This window comes from Archangium violaceum (assembly GCF_016859125.1).
Classification (GTDB): domain Bacteria; phylum Myxococcota; class Myxococcia; order Myxococcales; family Myxococcaceae; genus Archangium; species Archangium violaceum_A.
In genome coordinates, this window is the sequence record NZ_CP069338.1 from 7,812,773 (window position 1) to 7,829,697 (window position 16,925).

Annotated in this window: 16 protein-coding genes; 13 read left to right on the forward strand and 3 right to left on the reverse strand. The window is 69.6% G+C overall.

Translation table 11 applies throughout. From position 1 onward, the window contains the following. Positions 1-10 precede the first annotated feature (10 nt). From JQX13_RS33540 to JQX13_RS33565, 6 genes are all read left to right on the forward strand, one after another. Positions 11-1,465 carry a hypothetical protein gene (locus JQX13_RS33540; RefSeq protein ID WP_203403544.1) on the forward strand — a complete coding sequence of 485 codons (1,455 nt, stop codon included), beginning with the start codon at positions 11-13 and terminating at the stop codon, positions 1,463-1,465. A 429-nt stretch (positions 1,466-1,894) separates the two neighbouring features. After that, on the forward strand, positions 1,895-2,824 hold the full coding sequence (gene lpxC, locus JQX13_RS33545) for a UDP-3-O-acyl-N-acetylglucosamine deacetylase (protein ID WP_203403545.1): 930 nt from the start codon (positions 1,895-1,897) through the stop codon (positions 2,822-2,824). Between the two features lie 52 nt (positions 2,825-2,876). Beyond that, positions 2,877-3,965 (forward strand): thioredoxin domain-containing protein, encoded by a 1,089-nt coding sequence (locus tag JQX13_RS33550; protein WP_203403546.1) that lies wholly within the window; start codon positions 2,877-2,879, stop codon positions 3,963-3,965. Positions 3,966-3,977: 12 nt separating this feature from the next. Continuing rightward, a complete protein-coding gene (locus JQX13_RS33555) occupies positions 3,978-5,240 on the forward strand; it encodes a DUF4388 domain-containing protein (protein ID WP_203403547.1) in 1,263 nt (420 codons plus the stop codon). After that, a complete protein-coding gene (gene pyrF, locus JQX13_RS33560) occupies positions 5,237-5,962 on the forward strand; it encodes an orotidine-5'-phosphate decarboxylase (protein WP_203403548.1) in 726 nt (241 codons plus the stop codon). Before JQX13_RS33555 ends, pyrF begins: the two co-directional genes overlap by 4 nt. A gap of 94 nt (positions 5,963-6,056) precedes the next feature. Next, positions 6,057-6,665 (forward strand): hypothetical protein, encoded by a 609-nt coding sequence (locus tag JQX13_RS33565; protein ID WP_203403549.1) that lies wholly within the window; start codon positions 6,057-6,059, stop codon positions 6,663-6,665. An 8-nt stretch (positions 6,666-6,673) separates the two neighbouring features. Here JQX13_RS33565 and JQX13_RS33570 read toward each other — a convergent pair whose 3' ends face one another. Continuing rightward, positions 6,674-8,257, reverse strand: coding sequence for a leucyl aminopeptidase (locus JQX13_RS33570; protein WP_203403550.1), 1,584 nt, complete (start codon positions 8,255-8,257; stop codon positions 6,674-6,676). Between the two features lie 118 nt (positions 8,258-8,375). Here JQX13_RS33570 and JQX13_RS33575 point away from each other — a divergent pair, with 118 nt between their 5' ends. From JQX13_RS33575 to JQX13_RS33585, 3 genes are all read left to right on the forward strand, one after another. Further along, complete coding sequence (locus tag JQX13_RS33575; RefSeq protein ID WP_203403551.1) at positions 8,376-9,269, forward strand: zinc dependent phospholipase C family protein; 894 nt, start codon at positions 8,376-8,378, stop codon at positions 9,267-9,269. Positions 9,270-9,371: 102 nt separating this feature from the next. Continuing rightward, the gene (locus JQX13_RS33580) at positions 9,372-10,142 is read left to right on the forward strand and encodes a sulfite exporter TauE/SafE family protein (RefSeq protein ID WP_203412329.1); all 771 of its coding nucleotides are present in this window, start codon (positions 9,372-9,374) and stop codon (positions 10,140-10,142) included. Positions 10,143-10,162: 20 nt separating this feature from the next. After that, positions 10,163-10,573, forward strand: a complete 411-nt coding sequence (locus tag JQX13_RS33585) for a hypothetical protein (RefSeq protein WP_239014009.1) — start codon at positions 10,163-10,165, stop codon at positions 10,571-10,573. A 1-nt stretch (position 10,574) separates the two neighbouring features. Here JQX13_RS33585 and JQX13_RS33590 read toward each other — a convergent pair whose 3' ends face one another. Both JQX13_RS33590 and JQX13_RS33595 read right to left on the reverse strand, forming a co-directional pair. Then, positions 10,575-11,444, reverse strand: a complete 870-nt coding sequence (locus tag JQX13_RS33590) for a tetratricopeptide repeat protein (protein WP_203403552.1) — start codon at positions 11,442-11,444, stop codon at positions 10,575-10,577. A gap of 11 nt (positions 11,445-11,455) precedes the next feature. Then, positions 11,456-13,072 carry a helix-turn-helix domain-containing protein gene (locus JQX13_RS33595; protein WP_203403553.1) on the reverse strand — a complete coding sequence of 539 codons (1,617 nt, stop codon included), beginning with the start codon at positions 13,070-13,072 and terminating at the stop codon, positions 11,456-11,458. A 363-nt stretch (positions 13,073-13,435) separates the two neighbouring features. Here JQX13_RS33595 and JQX13_RS33600 point away from each other — a divergent pair, with 363 nt between their 5' ends. From JQX13_RS33600 to JQX13_RS33615, 4 genes are all read left to right on the forward strand, one after another. Continuing rightward, a complete protein-coding gene (locus tag JQX13_RS33600) occupies positions 13,436-14,965 on the forward strand; it encodes a hypothetical protein (protein ID WP_203403554.1) in 1,530 nt (509 codons plus the stop codon). 11 nt (positions 14,966-14,976) lie between these two features. Next, positions 14,977-15,234 carry a hypothetical protein gene (locus tag JQX13_RS33605; protein WP_203403555.1) on the forward strand — a complete coding sequence of 86 codons (258 nt, stop codon included), beginning with the start codon at positions 14,977-14,979 and terminating at the stop codon, positions 15,232-15,234. An 85-nt stretch (positions 15,235-15,319) separates the two neighbouring features. Further along, on the forward strand, positions 15,320-16,165 hold the full coding sequence (gene bufB, locus JQX13_RS33610) for an MNIO family bufferin maturase (RefSeq protein WP_203403556.1): 846 nt from the start codon (positions 15,320-15,322) through the stop codon (positions 16,163-16,165). After that, positions 16,162-16,878 carry a DNA-binding domain-containing protein gene (locus JQX13_RS33615; RefSeq protein ID WP_203403557.1) on the forward strand — a complete coding sequence of 239 codons (717 nt, stop codon included), beginning with the start codon at positions 16,162-16,164 and terminating at the stop codon, positions 16,876-16,878. Before bufB ends, JQX13_RS33615 begins: the two co-directional genes overlap by 4 nt. Positions 16,879-16,925: the final 47 nt, after the last annotated feature.

The window sequence follows — 16,925 nt, forward strand, 5'->3', positions numbered from 1 at the left end:
GCCGCCTCACATGTCTCGCGTTCCCCGTGACTTCTACGAGGAGCTCGTGCGCACCTCGCAGGGCAACCGCGCCGGCTTCCTCGCCGAGCGCGAGCGCTGGCTGCGCGCCCTGCCCGTGGAGGCCCGCGAGGAGCTCCTCTTCGAGTTCGAGATGCTCCTGCGGGGCGTGGAGCGCTACGTCCACCTGCATGACAACGGCGTCATCGACTCCCATGAGCAGCCGCTCGTCACGCGCGACTTCCGCGAGGAGCTCAAGGACGTCCGCGCCACCCTCAGTCAGGCCATCCGCCTCGCGCGGCACCTGTTGGATCCGGACTCCACCCAGAAGCTCCAGTTCCGCCGCTACGTGGAGACGCAGCTCTCCGATGACCGGATGCGCCGCTCGCGCATCGAGGGCGAGCAGGATCAGGAGACGCCCCAGGAGAGCCTCTTCGTCCTGCGCCAGTCCTTCGAGTCGTTGCGCAACCTCATCGACCACCTGCTGCAACTGCCGGTGTGCGGGCTGAACCTCTTCAACGACGTGGGCAACCTCGTCCTGCGGGAGATCGTCCTCAACCGGTACTTCCGGCCCTGCCGCCTCAACGAGTTCCGCCTGGAGTACGACCGGCTGCGCTCGGTGCGCCTGCTGTCGCTGCTCTCCACGGTGCCGCCGGAGACCCGGCCCCTCTTCACCACCGCCTATCTGGGCCTGTTCCGCCTGCTGCACTACCTGGCCTACGTGAGCCAGGACGCGCAGGGGCCCATCCCCCGCCGCGTGCGCGTGCTGCTCGCCCTGGTGCGCAGCGAGGCCCTCAGCCTCGTGGGCTTCCTGAAGAACGAGCTCGCTCCCAAGGCCGGTCCCAAGCCCCTCCAGGCCACGAGCCTGCGCGTCGCCCGGGACATCGCCCGCGAGACGGAGCGCATCGCCCGGGACGTCCTCGTGGAGCTGGACCGCGACCGCGCCGCCGCCGCCCGCGCCTCCTACGCCTTCACCCAGCTCTTCCAGGCCCAGGTGGTGGCCCTCACCGAGGCGCTCGCTCCCGGCTCCGCTTCCGGCGAGGCCCCCTTCGAGCAGCTCGCCTCCTCCATGGAGGCCGCCGAGCGGCTGCGGAAGGATCTGTGGGTCTTCGCCCAGCTGTGCCGTGCCGCCGAGGGGCACCTGCGCAATGACGACGTGCAGTCCGCCGAGTCCGTCATCTCCAGCATCGTGGCCTTCCTCGGCTACTTCCAGGACGGCAGCTACCAGTTGCTGCGCTACGTGGACTACGAGGCCTTCGATCGTTTCAGCGCGCTGCTCACCGAGCTGCCCTGGCCGCCCGAGGGCCCCGCCGTGCGCACCCGTCTGATCGAGGACCTGCGCGGCTTCTCCATGGTGCTGGAGAACACCTTCGCCGCCGTCAGCCGGCGTGCCCAGCTCCGGGGCTTCACCTTCGACCGGGCCGAGGCCGAGCTGCTCCGGGACCGGTTCCTCGCCGCCACCCGATGAGACACGGATGTCGTGATTCCGTCACCCTAGGTGCCCCTTACGTCACGGATTCGTTCGCCAACCGTTTGATTCCAGGCGTCCGCCTGCGCTATTGGGTCGCGGCATGACGCGTCAGGACGGAGGGCTGCAAGTGGAAGTTCTGACACAATTGTCACGGTGACGGGGTAGGTGCACAGCGAGTCGAGGGGGGAGCGGGGCGTCGGACGCCTTGGAGCTCCCGGAAGGCCAGTCAAAAACTCCAGTGAATTCCAGCCCTTGGGACTCCTGGGGACCCTCGACGGGCTCCCTCCCAGAGGTGGGTCTACTGGCGTGTGGCTTGCATCGATACGCGGCGCGTCAGATGGGTAGAGAACATTGACGGGCCTGTCCCCGGCGGTGGGTCCGGGGGTGGGTAGGGAAGCACCCGCATCGAAGAGGCGACACCGAACCATGGCTTACACGTCCTACAACCAGCGCACCCTCTCACAGCCCGTTCGTTGCCAGGGCGTGGGGCTGCATTCCGGCGCGCCGGTGAACCTGTCGCTGCTGCCCGCGCCAGCGAACCACGGCATCGTCTTCGTGCGCACGGACACGGCCCGTCCCGTGGCCATCCCCGCGCTGACGGAGTTCGTGGTGGACACGTCGCTGGCCACCACGCTGGGCAAGGAGGGCGTCAAGGTCGGCACGGTGGAGCACCTGATGTCGGCCCTGGCCGGCATGGGGCTGGACAACGTGCGCGTGGAGCTGGACGGCCCCGAGGTGCCCATCATGGATGGCAGCGCCGCGCCCTTCGCCGCGCTGATCGCCGAGGCGGGCGTGCGCGAGCAGGAGGAGCCCCGCCGCCTGCTGGTCATCAAGAAGACGGTCTCCGTGGTGGATGGTGACAAGGAGGCCAGCTTCTCTCCCTGCAACCGCTTCCGCATCTCCTGCACCGTCGACTTCAAGCACCCGCTCATCACCGAGCAGTCCTTCGAGATGGAGTTCACCGATCGGTGCTTCGCCAAGGAGATCTCCCGCGCGCGCACCTTCGGCTTCCTGCGCGACGTGGAGATGCTCAAGAAGATGGGCCTGGCCCGGGGCGGCTCCCTGGACAACGCCATCGTGGTGGACGAGTTCTCCATCCTCAACCCGGACGGCCTGCGCTTCCCGGACGAGTTCGTGCGCCACAAGATCCTGGACGCCATCGGGGACATCTCCCTGTTCGGGCGCCCGGTGATCGGCCATCTCAAGGCCTTCAAGACGGGGCACGCGCTCAACCAGAAGTTGGTGAAGGCCGTCCTGGCCGATCCCTCCAGTTACGAAATCGTTCCGGCCCGCAAGCACCTGGATCTGCCGGAGCTGCGTCTGCCGGAGCTGGGGCTCAAGCCCCTGGTGGCCTGAAGAAATTTCTTTGCGGGTCCGGGGTTTTCTCGACTAAGGACCCCAAATACCCATGCACATGCGCTCTACCTCCACCCTCATGGCCGCTCTCCTGGCGGCCTCCCTCTTCTCCGGCTGCAACAAGGAGAAGGCCCCGGCGACCGCCGCCACCCCGACCGCCACCGCCGGCACCACGGCGGAGCCCTCCGCGGACACGGTCGTGGCCACCTTCGGCGACGGTCAGAAGATCACCTTCGGTGAGCTCAACGAGCGCATCAAGGAGCCGCTGGCCAACCTCGACAAGCAGAAGTTCCAGCTGCGCAAGCAGGGTCTCGATGGCTTCGTGGTGGAGAAGCTCGTGCAGGCCGAGGCCAAGAAGCGCAACCTGACCGAGGAGCAGCTGATCAAGGCCGAGGTCGACGACAAGATCCCGCAGCCGCCCGAGGCGGAGATCAAGAAGCTGTATGACGAGGCCAAGGAGCGGCTGCCCCCGGGCACCACCTTCGAGCAGGTCAAGCCGCAGATCGTCGACTTCCTCAACGGCTCCAAGAAGCAGGAGCGCGCGCGCGAGTACTTCAACGAGCTGAAGAAGAACGCCAACGTGCAGATCACCCTGCCCGAGCCGCCGAAGCCGCCGGTGGAGCGCAAGCAGGTGGCCGCCACGGGTCCGTCGAAGGGTCCGGAGAACGCGCCCATCACCATCGTGGAGTTCAGCGACTTCCAGTGCCCGTTCTGCAGCCGCGCCATCGGCACGGTGGAGGAGGTCCTCAAGGCCTACCCCAACCAGGTGCGCCTGGTGTTCCGCCAGTTCCCGCTGGAGTTCCACCAGCAGGCGCCCAAGGCCGCCGAGGCCTCGCTGTGCGCCCATGACCAGGGCAAGTTCTGGGAGTACCACGACACGCTCTTCGCCAATCAGAAGGCGCTCGAGGTTCCCCAGCTCAAGGAGCACGCCAAGAAGGTGGGCCTGGACTCCGCGGCGTTCGACAAGTGCCTGGACTCCGGCGCCAAGGCGGAGATCGTGAAGGCCGACATGGCCGACGGTCAGAAGGTGGGCGTCAATGGCACCCCGGCCTTCTTCATCAACGGCATCCTCCTGTCCGGCGCGCAGCCCTTCGACGAGTTCAAGAGCGTCATCGACTCCGAGCTGCAGGCCAAGAAGTAAGGAGCCTCGCGCGTGGCAACACGCCCCAAGGCCACGCCTCGCCTGGGGTTGAGCGGTGAGCCGGGCACGCTCGAGTTGGAGCGCCCGCTCGCCGCCAGCCTCACCCCCAACCGTCCCCTCGCGGCGCACTTCCATTCGCCCGAGGGGATGGTGCTGTTGCGGGAGCCCGCCCACCTCACCGGTTTCTTCGCCGGCAGCCTGAGCTCGCTGGCCGTGGATGAGGTGCTCGGCCACGTCATCTCCGGCATCCGCAGCGGTCAGCTCATCTTCCAGCACGGCATGGTGCAGCGCACCGTCACCTTCCGGGACGGGCAGCCCATCTTCGCCGTCTCCAGCGTGCACCACGAGCGCATCGGCGCGGTGGTGGTGCAGCTGGGCCTCGTCACCCCGGAGCAGCTCCACCACGCGCTCGGCAAGGTGACGCCCACCCAGCGCATCGGCGCGGTGCTCACCCGCGAGGGGTTCCTCTCCGAGGCCAACCTCTACAGCGCCATGACGTACCTGGTGCGCGAGGTGTTGCTCAACCTCTTCGAGATGTCCGAGGGCAGCTTCCTCTTCCTCGAGGGACGCCCGCCCGAGGGCGACTCCGTCAAGCTGCAGGAGCGCACCAAGGATCTCGTCCTCCAGGGCATCAAACGCGGCGAGGTGGTGGCCCGGCTGCGCAAGCACTTCCCGGACGACACGCCCGTGGTGGCCGGCTCGGAGCCTCCGCCCCCCGGGGAGGAGGCCCTCTTCGCCAGGGCCGCCACCGGCACCACGCTGGGCGCGCTGCGCTCCCTCTGGGAGGGCAGTCTCTTCTCCTTCCTCACCTGGGTGGAGGAGCGCTCGCGGGACGGCGCGCTCGTGCTGCAGCAGAAGGCTTCCACGCCGCCCCTGCCCAGGCGGGCCTCCGGCACCTTCATGGTGGTGCCTCCACCGCCCGTGGCGCCCCTCGGCCCCGAGGAGCGCTTCAACGTGTTGCTCGCGCAGATCCACACCGCCATCCGCCTGGCCGGTGCCAACCCGGACCTGCTGCGGGGCTTCCTCGAGTCGCCCCAGCCCGGCCTGGAGGCGGCCTACGAGGGGGTGACGCTCGGCCCGGACGGACGGGTGGATGTGGAGCGCATCCGCCAGAACGTCTCCGGCGGGGACGAGGCGCTGGCTCGCGCGATGATGCTCGAGGCGCTCGACGCCTTCGTCTCCTACGCGCTCTTCTCCGCGCGCAACGTGCTGCCGGGCGAGATGTCCGAGCGGCTCTACCGCAGCTACAGGGATCTCCAGGAGGGACTCTCGTGACGGATGCTTCCCAGGCGCGGGCCCGGCTCGCGCTCGCCGCGGATCTTCCGCTGGAGGAGGGCGTGCGCCTCTACCAGCAGGTGGCTCCCCACGTGGCCTACGCGAAGGTGGGCCTCTCGCTCTTCGTCGAGCACGGCCCGGCCGCCGTGGCCGCCTTCCAGAAGCTGGGCGCGAAGGTGTTCCTCGACCTGAAGCTGCACGACATCCCCAACACCGTGGAGCTCGCGGCCGCGCGCGCCGGAGCGCTCGGGGTGTCCCTGCTCACCGTGCACGCCGCCGGGGGCGAGGCCATGCTGAAGGCCGCCGTGAAGGGCGCGCGCGAGGGCGCTCGCTCGAAGGGACACGAGGCGCCCCGGGTGCTCGCGGTGACGGTGCTCACCTCCATGTCCGCCGAGGACGTGGCCTCGGTGGGCCTGTCCGGTGCTCCGGAGGAGGCGGCGTTGCGGCTGGCGCGCCTGGCGGTGCGGGCCGGCGTGGACGGGCTGGTGTGCTCGCCCCGTGAGGCCGAGGCCTTCCGCCGCGAGCTCGGCCCCACGCCCTTCCTGTGCACTCCGGGCATCCGCCCCGCGGGCGCGGCGAGGGGAGACCAGAGCCGGGCGGAGACGCCTGCCTTCGCGGTGCGCGCGGGGGCGGACCTGCTGGTGGTGGGCCGTCCCATCCACACGGCCCCGGAGCCGTTGGCCGCCGCGCGCGCCATCGCCGACGAAGTTTCCGCCGCCTGACAGCTGCCTCCGGCTCCCGCGCCAGTCCCCCTGGCCGCGGTTACTCCCCGTACCCACTTTGTGCCCCCAAGGCCATCAGGCCGGGGGAGAACACATGGACGCAAGGCGGTTGATGGGGTGGGGCCTGGTCGCGCTGTGCACGGCATGCAGCGGAGCGAAGCAGGCGGTGAGGGAGCCGTCCGACCCGGGGACGGGAGGCTCCGGTGCGGTGGCTCGGGAACAGTCCCTGGGCGCGGAGCAGTCCGGCCCTCAACGTTACGTGCACCAGGCCCTCGGCTTCGAGCTCACCCAGCCCGGCGGGGACTGGCTGCTGGACGAGACGGATGAGCAGACCCCCGAGGGGTTGGCCATCCCCGTCGTCCTCCGTCACCGCTCCAGCGGCGCCCAGGTGGTGCTGCAGGTGGCTCCGGCGGTGGCCTCGCCCATCCAGTTCGCCGAGCGGCTGACGCTGGGCCTGCGCAGCCAGCCCGGCTTCGTCACGAGTGATCCGGAGCCGCTGTCCATGTCCGACAGCGCCGTGGGCTTCGACTTCGCCGTGGGAGACAACGTGCGTGGCCGGGTGGTGGTGCGCGACGGCAGCGCCGGCCACGTCTTCATGATGCTCGCCACCTGGCCCGCGAACGCTCCGGACGAGGTGCCCCAGACGGTGAACGCCCTCTTCGAGAGCGTCCACCCGCTGCCCGTGGCGCCCGAGCAGACCTGAGCGGGTGCTCAGCCCTTCGAGCGGCCACCGCGCGCCGGCTTGGGCGCGGGGGCCTCGGAGGCCTCGCTCCCCTCGAGCTGGGTGGCGCGGCGCCGCACGTATTCCACGAGCGTGCGTACACCCACGCCCGTGCCGCCCTTGCCCAGGTATCCGCGCTCCTTGGGGCTGACGGACGGGCCGGCGATGTCCAGGTGCACCCACGGCGTGTCGCCGACGAACTCCTTGAGGAAGAGGGCGGCGTTGATGGCTCCGCCCCAGCGCTCGCCGGCGTTCTTCATGTCCGCCACCTCCGAGCGCAGCGAGTCCTTCTGGAGATCCGTGACGGGCATGCGCCACATCTCCTCGCCCGCCGCGCGCGCGGCCTCCAGCACGTCGTTCACCGTGGCGTCATGGTCGCCGAACGCGCCCACGATGTAGTTGCCCAGGGCGACGACACACGCTCCGGTGAGCGTGGCCAGATCGATGAGCGCCGCGGGCTTGTGCTCGGTCGCCCAGGTGAGGATGTCGCCGAGCACCAGGCGGCCCTCGGCGTCCGTGTTGGTGATCTCCACCGTCTTGCCCGCGCGCGAGGTGAGGATGTCGCTGGGCCGGTAGGACGTGCCCGAGGGCATGTTCTCGCAGGCACCAATGAAGGCGTGCACGGGGAAGGGCGGCTTGAGGGTGGCGATCACCCTCATGGCGCCCAGCACCGCGGCCGAGCCGGCCATGTCCGTCTTCATGTCCACCATGGAGTCGGTGGGCTTGAGCGACAAGCCACCCGAGTCGAAGGTGATGGCCTTGCCCACCAGCGCCACCGGGGGATTCTTCGCGTGCCGGGCGTTCTTCGGCGTGTACTCGACGTGGATGAGCTTGGGCTCGTTCGCGCTGCCCTGCGCCACGCCGAGGAACAGCCCCATCTTGAGCCGTTCGATCTCCTTGCGGCCCCCCACGGTCACCTTGAGGCCGCCGTCGCGCCCCATGTCCTGCGCGGCCCGCGCGAGCCGCTCGGGGTTCACCACGTTGGGGGGCTCGTTGACCAGATCCCTCGCCCAGTTGGTGGCCTCGGCCACGCGCTGCGCGAGCGATACCGCCTGATCGTGCTCCTTCGTCTTCTCCAGGCCCGCGGGGAGGGCCAGCCGCACCGTGGTCGGCTTCGGCGCGTTCTTCTCCTCCCGGGCCGAGGACTTGTAGCGCTCGAAGCGGTAGGCGCCCAGCTCCAGGCCCTCCACCACGGCGCGCAGGGCGGTGACGGCGTCCTGCGTCTCGGGCACGGAGAACACCAGCGTGCGGGCCTTGAGCCGCAGGGCCGTCTTCGCGGCGCGGCCGGACGCCAGACGCAGCACCTCGGGGGTGTACTTGTTGCGCGAGCCCAGGCCCAGCAGCACCACGCGCTCCACCTCGAGCCTGCCCAGCGTGTGCATCACGAAGGTCTGGTCCGCCTTGCCCTTGAAGCCCTCCTGGGCGGCGGCGGCGGCGAGCCGTCCTTCCAGCGCGGTGTTCGCACCGGCCAGCGGCGCGGGCGGCTTGTCCCCGGTCTCGCCTTCGAAGAGGGGAATCACGAGCAGCTCACCGCTCGCGCGGGCGGCCTCGCCGGAGATGAAACTGAAGTTCATGCGGGAAACGGGCTCCTGGATATAGGGGTTGGTGACTGTAGCGCCGCGAATGTTTCAGGCAAGAACGGTCGGGTTTTCCGTCATTGCAATGACATGCCCTGGTGAATAGGTCCGGCACATGCCTTCGTTGCTGCTGCATCTCACGGCCATCGAGCGACTGGCCGCCAACCCGGGCGAGCTGCCCGAGGACTTCGTGCGCGCGCTGTCCGAGGATCTCGCCTACGCACGTTTCGGCGCGGCGCTGCCGGATCTCCCCCTGTGTGACGGTGTCCTCAGAGGGATCAACGCCTGCTACACCGGGCGGGAGTGGCCCCCGTTCGCGCGGCTGTACCACGAGCGTGCGCCCGTCGGCATGGGGCTGAAGATGGCGGAGTTGGTGGCCGCCGGAGCGCTGGTGGGCACCGAGGCGGGATTGGCGTTGCTGGCTGGCTATTTCACCCACCTGTCCCTGGATCGCGCGCTCCATCCGCAAGTCGACAAGCTGGTGGTGCGCCACCGGCGCCGGGGTGAGCACGCGCTCGCCGCGCACCGGAAGATCGAATGGACGCAGACGCTCTTCTACCTGCGCGAGCTGCACGGAGTGGACCTGGTGGGCAGCCCGCGCCTGCGCTCGAAGTTCGAGGTGACCAAGAGCGCCGGCTTCCCGGTGAAGGGCATCGGCCGCGGCATCTACGAGCTGGTGCGGCTGGCCTCGCAGGAGTCGTTGCAGCGGGCACCCACCAAGCAGGAGGTGGACGGGTGGGTGCGAGGGCTCTACCTGGCGGGGTTGTACCTCTCCAGCCCCCTGGGGCGGATGCGGGCCTTGCCTGCCTGGTCGCAGCTGAGCTTCCAGGAGCTGTACCGCAACGACGCCTTCGACTTCGCCGCCGAGGTGGAGTCCGCGGTGGATCAGACTCGCGCCGTCTTGCGCCGTCTGCTGGCGTACATGACACGCGGCATCTTCACTCCGCGCGCGCGTGCGCGCTTCCTCGAGGAGTTCCCCGAGGGAACCATCGGGGCATACGCCGCGTAGCAGTGGGGACACGGGTGGGAAGCGGCCGACCGATCGAGCACCGGAGGTCAAGGGGAATGCCGCTATCCGATCGGCGAGGTGACCCCTATCCTCTTCGTGGGTATGACGCTTCTCTTCCTCATTTCAGCCGGTGTCCTCGCAGGTGCGACCGGTGCGCTGCTGGGTGTAGGTGGAGGGGTCATCCTGGTCCCCATGCTGGTACTGGGCTTCAAGGTCCCCCTGGAGGACGCGGTCCCCGCGAGCCTCATGTGCGTGGTGGCCAGCTCCTGCGGCGCGGCGGCCAGCTACGTGGAGCGTCGGCTCAGTGACATTCGGCTCGGGTTGACGCTGGAGCTGGCCACGGTGATGGGCGCCATCGTCGGGGGACTGGTGGCGGGCCTGCTGGCGCCGGCGTGGGTGGCGCTCGTCTTCGGTCTCTTCACCCTCTACGTGTCGGCGCAGATGCTGCTGGTGCGCGCGCCGCCGGAGCAGCGTGTCGAGGATTACGTGCCCACCAACTTCCCGCTGGGCATCTCCGGCTCCTTCGTGGCCGGGGGCCTGTCGGCCCTGCTGGGGGTGGGCGGGGGTCCACTCAAGGTGCCGTTGATGAGCTACGGCATGCGAGTGCCCTTCAAGGTGGCCAGCGCCACCAGCAACCTCATGATCGGCGTGACGGGGGCGGCGAGCGTGGCCGCCTACGCCTGGCGCGGGCACGTGAAGCTCGCGCTGGTGGCGCCGCTGGTGGTGGGGGTGCTCGCGGGCGCGTCCGTGGGGAGCCGGCTGATGCCGCGTCTGCCCACGGCGGTGCTGCGGCGGTTGTTCGCTCTGGTGCTGCTACTGGTGGCGGCCCAGATGCTGTGGAAGGGGGGGGAGGGACTGTGGCCGAGACAATGACGAGAGAAGGTCCCGTGGTGATGACGGGTGCTGTCCCCTTGGACCTGAAGAACACGGTTCACCCGGAGACGGCACTTCCTGTCCAGGGTACTTCCGAGGCGCCCACGGGTGGCGCCTGCCCCGCGCAGGTGGCGCGCGCCGAGGCGGGGGAGCAGTGGATTTCCCGGCTCCTCCGGGGCGGTGCCATGTGCAGCGGAGGGCTCTTCCTCGCCTCGCTGGCGCTGGAGGCCCTGCCCGAGTCCGAGAGCGTGCACGTGGCCATCGACGTGCTGCGCAAGGGCGCGGCCTCGGCCCTGCTGGTGACGCCCGTGGTGCGGCTGGTGGTGGCCGGCACCACCCTGGGCATCCGCGGTGAGTGGAAGTACGCGCTCTACGCGGCCGGCGTGCTGGGTCTGCTCGCGCTGGCGGTGGGCGCGGGGCTCCACGCCTGACTCACACCCCGCGTGCGTCGAAGTGCGCCAGGACCTTCCGCGCCCTGGCCACATCGTCGTGGCGCCCCTGCTCCTCGAAGAGGGGAATCACCGCCTCGATCTCCGCACGCGCCGCCTTCCACTCCTGGGCGAAGGTGTACGCGATGCTCAGGTCCCACCGGGCCCGCGCCTCGTACACATGGTCGTGCAGATCCGCGTACATGTCCGCCGCGGCCTGGAGGAACGGACGCGCCGAGTTGTGGTTGCCCAGGAGGCCCTCGGCCTCGCCCAGCAGCAGCCGGCACAGCGCCAGCGGCTCCGGCTCACCTTCCTTCTCGAGCAGCGGCAGCGCCTCGGCGAAACGCTTGCGCGCCGCCTCGTACTCGCCCGCCTCCATGCGGATGTCGCCGATGTCCAGCAGCAGCTGGGCGATCCGCGGCCCGTTCTTCGACTGCCGGTAGAGCAGCAGCGCCTCCTGGTACTTCTCCTCGGCGGCCTTGGCCTGGCCCAGCGAGCGCAGCGACTCGCCGATGGCCGCCCGGCACAGCGCCTCGTTCTCCTGATCCTTCAGCTCGTTGAAGAGGAACGCGGCCTTGGCGATGTGCTCGATGGCGCCCCGGTGGTCCTCGAAGTGGGCGCGCGCCACCCCGAGGCCGAAGTACACCTGCGCCTGGCCGTGCTTGTCCCCGGCCGTCTGGAAGTAGCCCAGCGCCTCCTCGTAGTGGCGGCGGCTCTCGGCGTGCTCCTCGAGCATGCCGTGCAGCTCGGCCAGGTGCACGAGCCCCTTGCCGATCTCCCCGGGCTCTCCGGTGATGCGCGTCGTGGCGAGCGCGTTGCGCTGGTGCTGCAGGGCTTCGAGGATGTGGGCGCGTTCGGTGTCGGAGAGGCTCATGTTCGTGGGGCTCAGTGCTCCTCGCCCTTGTTGCGGCGCCGCGCCGTCTTGTCCAGCGAATCCGTACGTGGTTGCTCCCGGTGTTCGCCGGGGCCATTGCCGGAGCCATTGCCATGGCCACCGCGGTGGTCACCGCCGCGGCCGGCCTCGTGCACGAGGAGGGGAGAGAAGAAGCAGTCCTTCTTGGTGTACTCGTCGAAGGAGAAGGCGAAGCGGTAGCTGGCCGCCGCGCGCTGGTTGCAGTCGGTGCGCTCGCAGAAGCGGCAGGAGATGCCGCTGGGCACCGCGTCCTTGCGCAGATCCGTGGTGGGCAGCCCGTACGCCAGGTACTTGGCGTTCTCCGCGTGCGTGCCCAGGCCGATGGAGTAGGCCGTGCCTCGCACGATGGAGCCCTCGATGGGTTGCAGCTGCACCTTCGCGAAGCAGAAGTACGAGGTGCCGTCCGGCATCATCGAGTACTGCCGCGTGAGCTGCGACGGGTTGAGGAAGGCCAGGTGCACGGCCCACTTGCCACACGAGCCACCACCCGTGGCGAACTTGATGCCGGTGCCGCTGTAGCGCTTGGAGATGTTGCCGGCGATGTCCGAGCGCAGGAAGTGGAAGGGCAGGCCCTTGCGCTTGGGGTCCGACAGGTTGCACAGCCGGTGGGCCACCGTCTCGTACGTGGTGCCGAAGAGGTTGGAGAGCAGCTCCACGTCGTAGCGCGTGCGCTCCACCTCCTTGAAGAAGTCCCCGTAGGGCAGCATCAGCGCGCCGGCGAAGTAGTTGGCCAGGTTCACCTTGATGAGCCGCTGCGTCTCCGCGTGCCGCGTGCGCATCGCGCCCACGATCCGCTCCACCAGCTTCTCCCGGTCCAGCACCAGCAGGCCGATGGACGCGGCGATCTGGAACTTGAGCGGCTGCTCCGTCAGGTCCGGCGAGAGGATGAGCTCCTGGGCCTCGGGATCGAACCGGCGCACCACCGAGGAGCCACTGGCCGCGGACTCGAAGCGCACGCGGTAGCCGAAGCGCTCCTCCAGCAGTGGTATCAGCTGCGGGCTGTTGAGCAGGCGGCCCAGCTTGAAGTCACGCCGCAGCGCCTCGGCCTGCTCCTCCAGCTCGGGGAAGTAGTTGTGGTGCGTCTGGAGGAAGTCGCTCACCTCGTCGAAGGGCGAGTAGTCGAAGCGCAGGCCCGGCCCCGCGGAGCTGCCCGGCATCGACTGCGTGCGCGCCCGCTCCTCGGCGTTGAGCTGCGCCAGCACGTTCTCCAGCTGCGTGCGCGTGTTCTTGTAGAGGTTGAAGAGCGCGGCCACCGTGCCCGCCAGCTTCGGCTCCGCCGACAGGCTCTGCAGCGACTCGGGATCGATATCGAGGCTCTTGAGCAGTGGCTCGTCCAGCAGCTTCGCCAGGGCCTCGTCCACCCGGCCCTCGCCGAGCGTGGACATGAACTGCTCGGGGTCCTGGTCGAAGTAGCGCAGGGCCTTCCACAGCAGCGGGAAGGGCATCACCCGCTTGCCCTTCTCGATGAGGTTCAAGTACGCCGGGGAGACTCCCAGATCCTTGGCCGCATCCGTCTGCTTGATGTTCCGCGCGAGCCGCAGACCACGCAGCTTCAGGCCCACGTTCGCGTTGAGTGCGTTCTCGTTCATCTCTGCGCGTCCTGGACGGGGAGTTTCCTTCTCAGTACCCGGCCTCTCCGACACCCTTCCACTGTGCGGAGGCGTTTACCGATTTGCAATAAACGTTTTCGGATACGACCTTCCCTGTCCGCAAAGAAACTGACAGGAGCCCCGGTGGTCGTCCCGGCCTGTCTTGAAATAGCTAAGAGGCTGATTTTACAGGCGCTTGTAGGCGATTTCGCGACCTGTACCAGAGTACAACAGGGGGCTGTCAAAATTTTACCCGAATTATTTACCGACGCGAGAACGGGGAGCGGGGATGGGGGGGCGGGCATGGGGGCCGGGACGCGGCAGTCCGCCGACCCGCTCAGGGAGTGGAAGAGGAGGTGCGTGATGTCTTCGTCCTGGCCGGCGCTGTCCCTCTCGGCATGGGTCCTCCTGCTGGGGGCGCTGTGGGGCTGCCAGCCCGCTCGGACGCACGTGCTCCACCCGGCAGGGGAAACCCCGGCGCTGCGCTACCGCGTCACCTACGTCCGCGAGCCCGGGGCCGCGTTGGACGTGGAGCTCACCCGGGTCCGTGAGGATGCGCCGCGGGACTTCCTCTTCACCCAACCCGGCGGAGTCGACCGGGTGAGCGTCCTCGGCCAGGAGGGCCCGGGCCACGAGCGGAGCGTCTCCTCGGAAGGCCGGGTCCTCGTCCCGCCGGACACGCGCCTGCTGCGCTACCGCTACCCACTGGACGCGCGAGCGCGAGGGACACGTTCCGACTTCTTCACCGGCATGGGCGAGGGCGATGCCTGGCATGTCGCGGGCCGGGCCTGGTTGCTGCGTCCGCGCAGGGTGACGCCGTCGCTGCGCGCGGAGCTGGTGGTGGAGGGCGTGGACGCGCTGCCTCCGTGGACACCGGACGCGAGCGGTGTCTACAGGCTGGAGGGTGGAGATCTGGTGGACTCGGGCTTCCATGGCTTCGGCGGACGGCGGTGCACGGTGCGGCTTCCGGGAGCGGTGGTGGAGGTGGCGGTGCTCGGCCGCATGTCGCGCATGGACGACGCGGCCCTCTGCGCGTGGATCCACCAGGCCGCGCGCGAGGTGCTCACGGTGCGGCGCTCCTTCCCCTACCCGCGCATCACCGTGCGTCTCGTCCCGATGCCGGGGCGTGGGCAGCCCGCGCCCTTCGGCATGGTGCTGTGGAGCTCGCCACCGAGCATCTCCCTGCTGGTGGGCCAGGACGCGGCGCCCGCGGCGTTCGCGAGCGACTGGGTGGCGGTGCACGAGCTCCTCCACCTGGCACACCCCACCTTCGTGCCGCGCATCGCCTGGTTGTCCGAGGGCCTGGCCACCTACTACACGGAGCTGGCTCGGGCGCGCTCGGGCAGGCAGACGCCGGAGCGGGCCTGGACGGAGCTGCTCGCCGGCTTCGCGCGAGGGCGCGCCGCCGTGGGCTCGCGGACGATGGAGGACGTCATCACCCGCGGCGCTTCCTACCAGGGCACGTACTGGACGGGGGCGCTCTTCGCCCTGCGCCTGGACGTGGAGCTGCGCCGTGTCACTGGCAACACGCGGAGCCTCGACACGGTGCTCGAGCGGCTCGCCGGCTCCGGCTCCACTGCAACTTTCGACACCTTCGGGGCGGCGGTGGATGCCGTCGCGGGCCAGCCGCTCTTCCAGGTGCTACTGGATCGTCACCTGTCCCGGCCCGCTTTTGCCGGGCTGGAGCCTCTGTTAGAAGCGCTCGGTGTGGCGCCCGGACCAGACGGAGTCGAGCTCGAGAGCGCACGAGACAGCCCCGTGCGTGAGGCCCTGACGGCTCCGGGTCTCGAGGGGGCTGTAACCGCGAAATCCGAAGTGCGTATGTCAGACCGCGATCCCATCGTCTCCCGCGACGGGGCTCCTCGCCACGTGCAGTCCTCCCTCACGCAGTGAAAGGAAACACCATGAACATCAAGACCATGGCCGCCATCGTCGGCACCCTCTCCCTCGGCGCTCTGGCCACCGGCTGTGCGACCGCGAAGCCCGCGACCGCCGCCACCGAGGAGAAGGGCAGTGAGGCCTCCTGCAAGGGCGACGCGGCTGCCACCCAGGAGAAGGGCGGCGAGGCCCAGTGCGGCGGCGACAAGGCGTCCTCCACCTCCGAGAAGGGGAGCGAGCACGCGTGCGGCAAGGACGGTTGTGGCGCCGCCAAGCCGCAGTAATGGATAGCCCCCGGGTCATCGGGGGTTCTCTTCCGGGCGGTGGGGAGTCTCTTCCCTCCGCCCGTGTCTTTTCCGAGGTGCCAACGTGCCGGTGAGCTACGCGCGGAGACATGGATTGAAGCCGCTCGGGGCGGGCGTCGGGTTGCGGCGCGAGTTCTACGCGCAGCTCCCGGAGACCTCCCGTGCGCTGGATTGGGTGGAGATCATCCCCGAGAACTTCCTCACGCTCGGAGGCCGACCCCAGCGCGTGCTGGATGCGTGCACCGAGCGCTGGCCGGTGTTGCCCCACGGGGTGGCGCTGAACATTGGCGGACCGGAGCCGCTGGACGAGGACTACCTCTCGCGGTTGAAGGCGCTGGTGGAGCGGGTGGACGCGCCCTTCTTCTCGGATCACCTCTGCTACACGCGGCTGGGCGGGGCGTACCTCTATGATCTGCTGCCGCTGCCCTTCTCGGAGGAGGCGGTGGAGCACGTGGTGTCGCGGGTGCGCGAGGTGAAGGAGCGGGTGGGCCGGCCCTTCCTGCTGGAGAACCCGAGCTACTACGCGCGCATGCCGGGGGGCACCCTGGACGAGGCGACCTTCCTGAGGCACGTGGTGGAGCAGGCGGACTGCGGCCTGCTGCTGGACGTGAACAACGTCTACGTGAACGCGCTCAACCACGGGTATGATCCGCGGGCCTTCGTGGACGCGCTGCCGCTGGAGCGGGTGGTGCAGATCCACCTGGCGGGGCACGAGCGCCTGCCAGAAGTCATCCTCGACACGCACGGGGCGGCGGTCTGCGACGACGTGTGGTCGCTGTACCGCTACGTGCTGGAGCGCACGGGGCCGGTGTCGACGCTCATCGAGTGGGACCAGGACATCCCCTCGCTGGACGCCGTGTTGGACGAGGCGGACCGGGCCCGTGCGGTGCTGGCGGAGGTGACGCGATGAAACCGGGGCTGCGCGGCTTCTTCGATTCGATGACGGAGTTCTTCACCACGCCGGGCCCGGACGCGTTGGAGCGGTTGTACGCGGCGCACCCGGGCTGGGACGCGCCGCGCTCGCGCGTGGAGCTCTACGGCCGGATGGTGCGCCACCACGGCAGGGCCACGCTGGAGAAGCTCTACCCGCTGACGCGCGCGAGCGTGGACGAGGCGGGGTGGGTGGAGCTGGCGCGGGCCTACGAGGCGTCGAGGCCCTCGCGGCCCTTCGAGATGAACCACCTGGGCGAGGGCTTCCCGGGCTTCCTCGCGGACGAGGCGGAGCGGCGTGGCCTGCCGGACTTCCTGCCCGCGCTGGCGCGCTTCGAGTGGGCGGACTTCGCGGTGTACACGTCGATGGAGCCGGTGCCGGAGAAGGTGGAGCGGCTGACGGTGAACCCGACGCTGGTGGCCCTGGAGCACCCCTTCCAACTCTGCGCGTACGTGCGGGCGAAGGGGCGGGGACGGCCGGAGCCGGGACAGGAGATGGCGCTGCTGTGGCGGCACCCGGAGCGACTGGTGACGATGTACCTGGCCGCGAGCGACCGCTCCCTGCTGGCGTTGAAGATGGCGGTGGAGGGGCTGACGCCGGCCCAGGTGGCGGCGGCGACGGGGGTGGCCGAGGCCGACATCCGCGCCGCCGTGGAGGCCTGCGTGTCGGACGGCCTCGTCCTGTCACCGTGAAGCTTCACCGGGCGGAGGAGCCCGCCCGGTGGGGGGCGGCTCCGGCG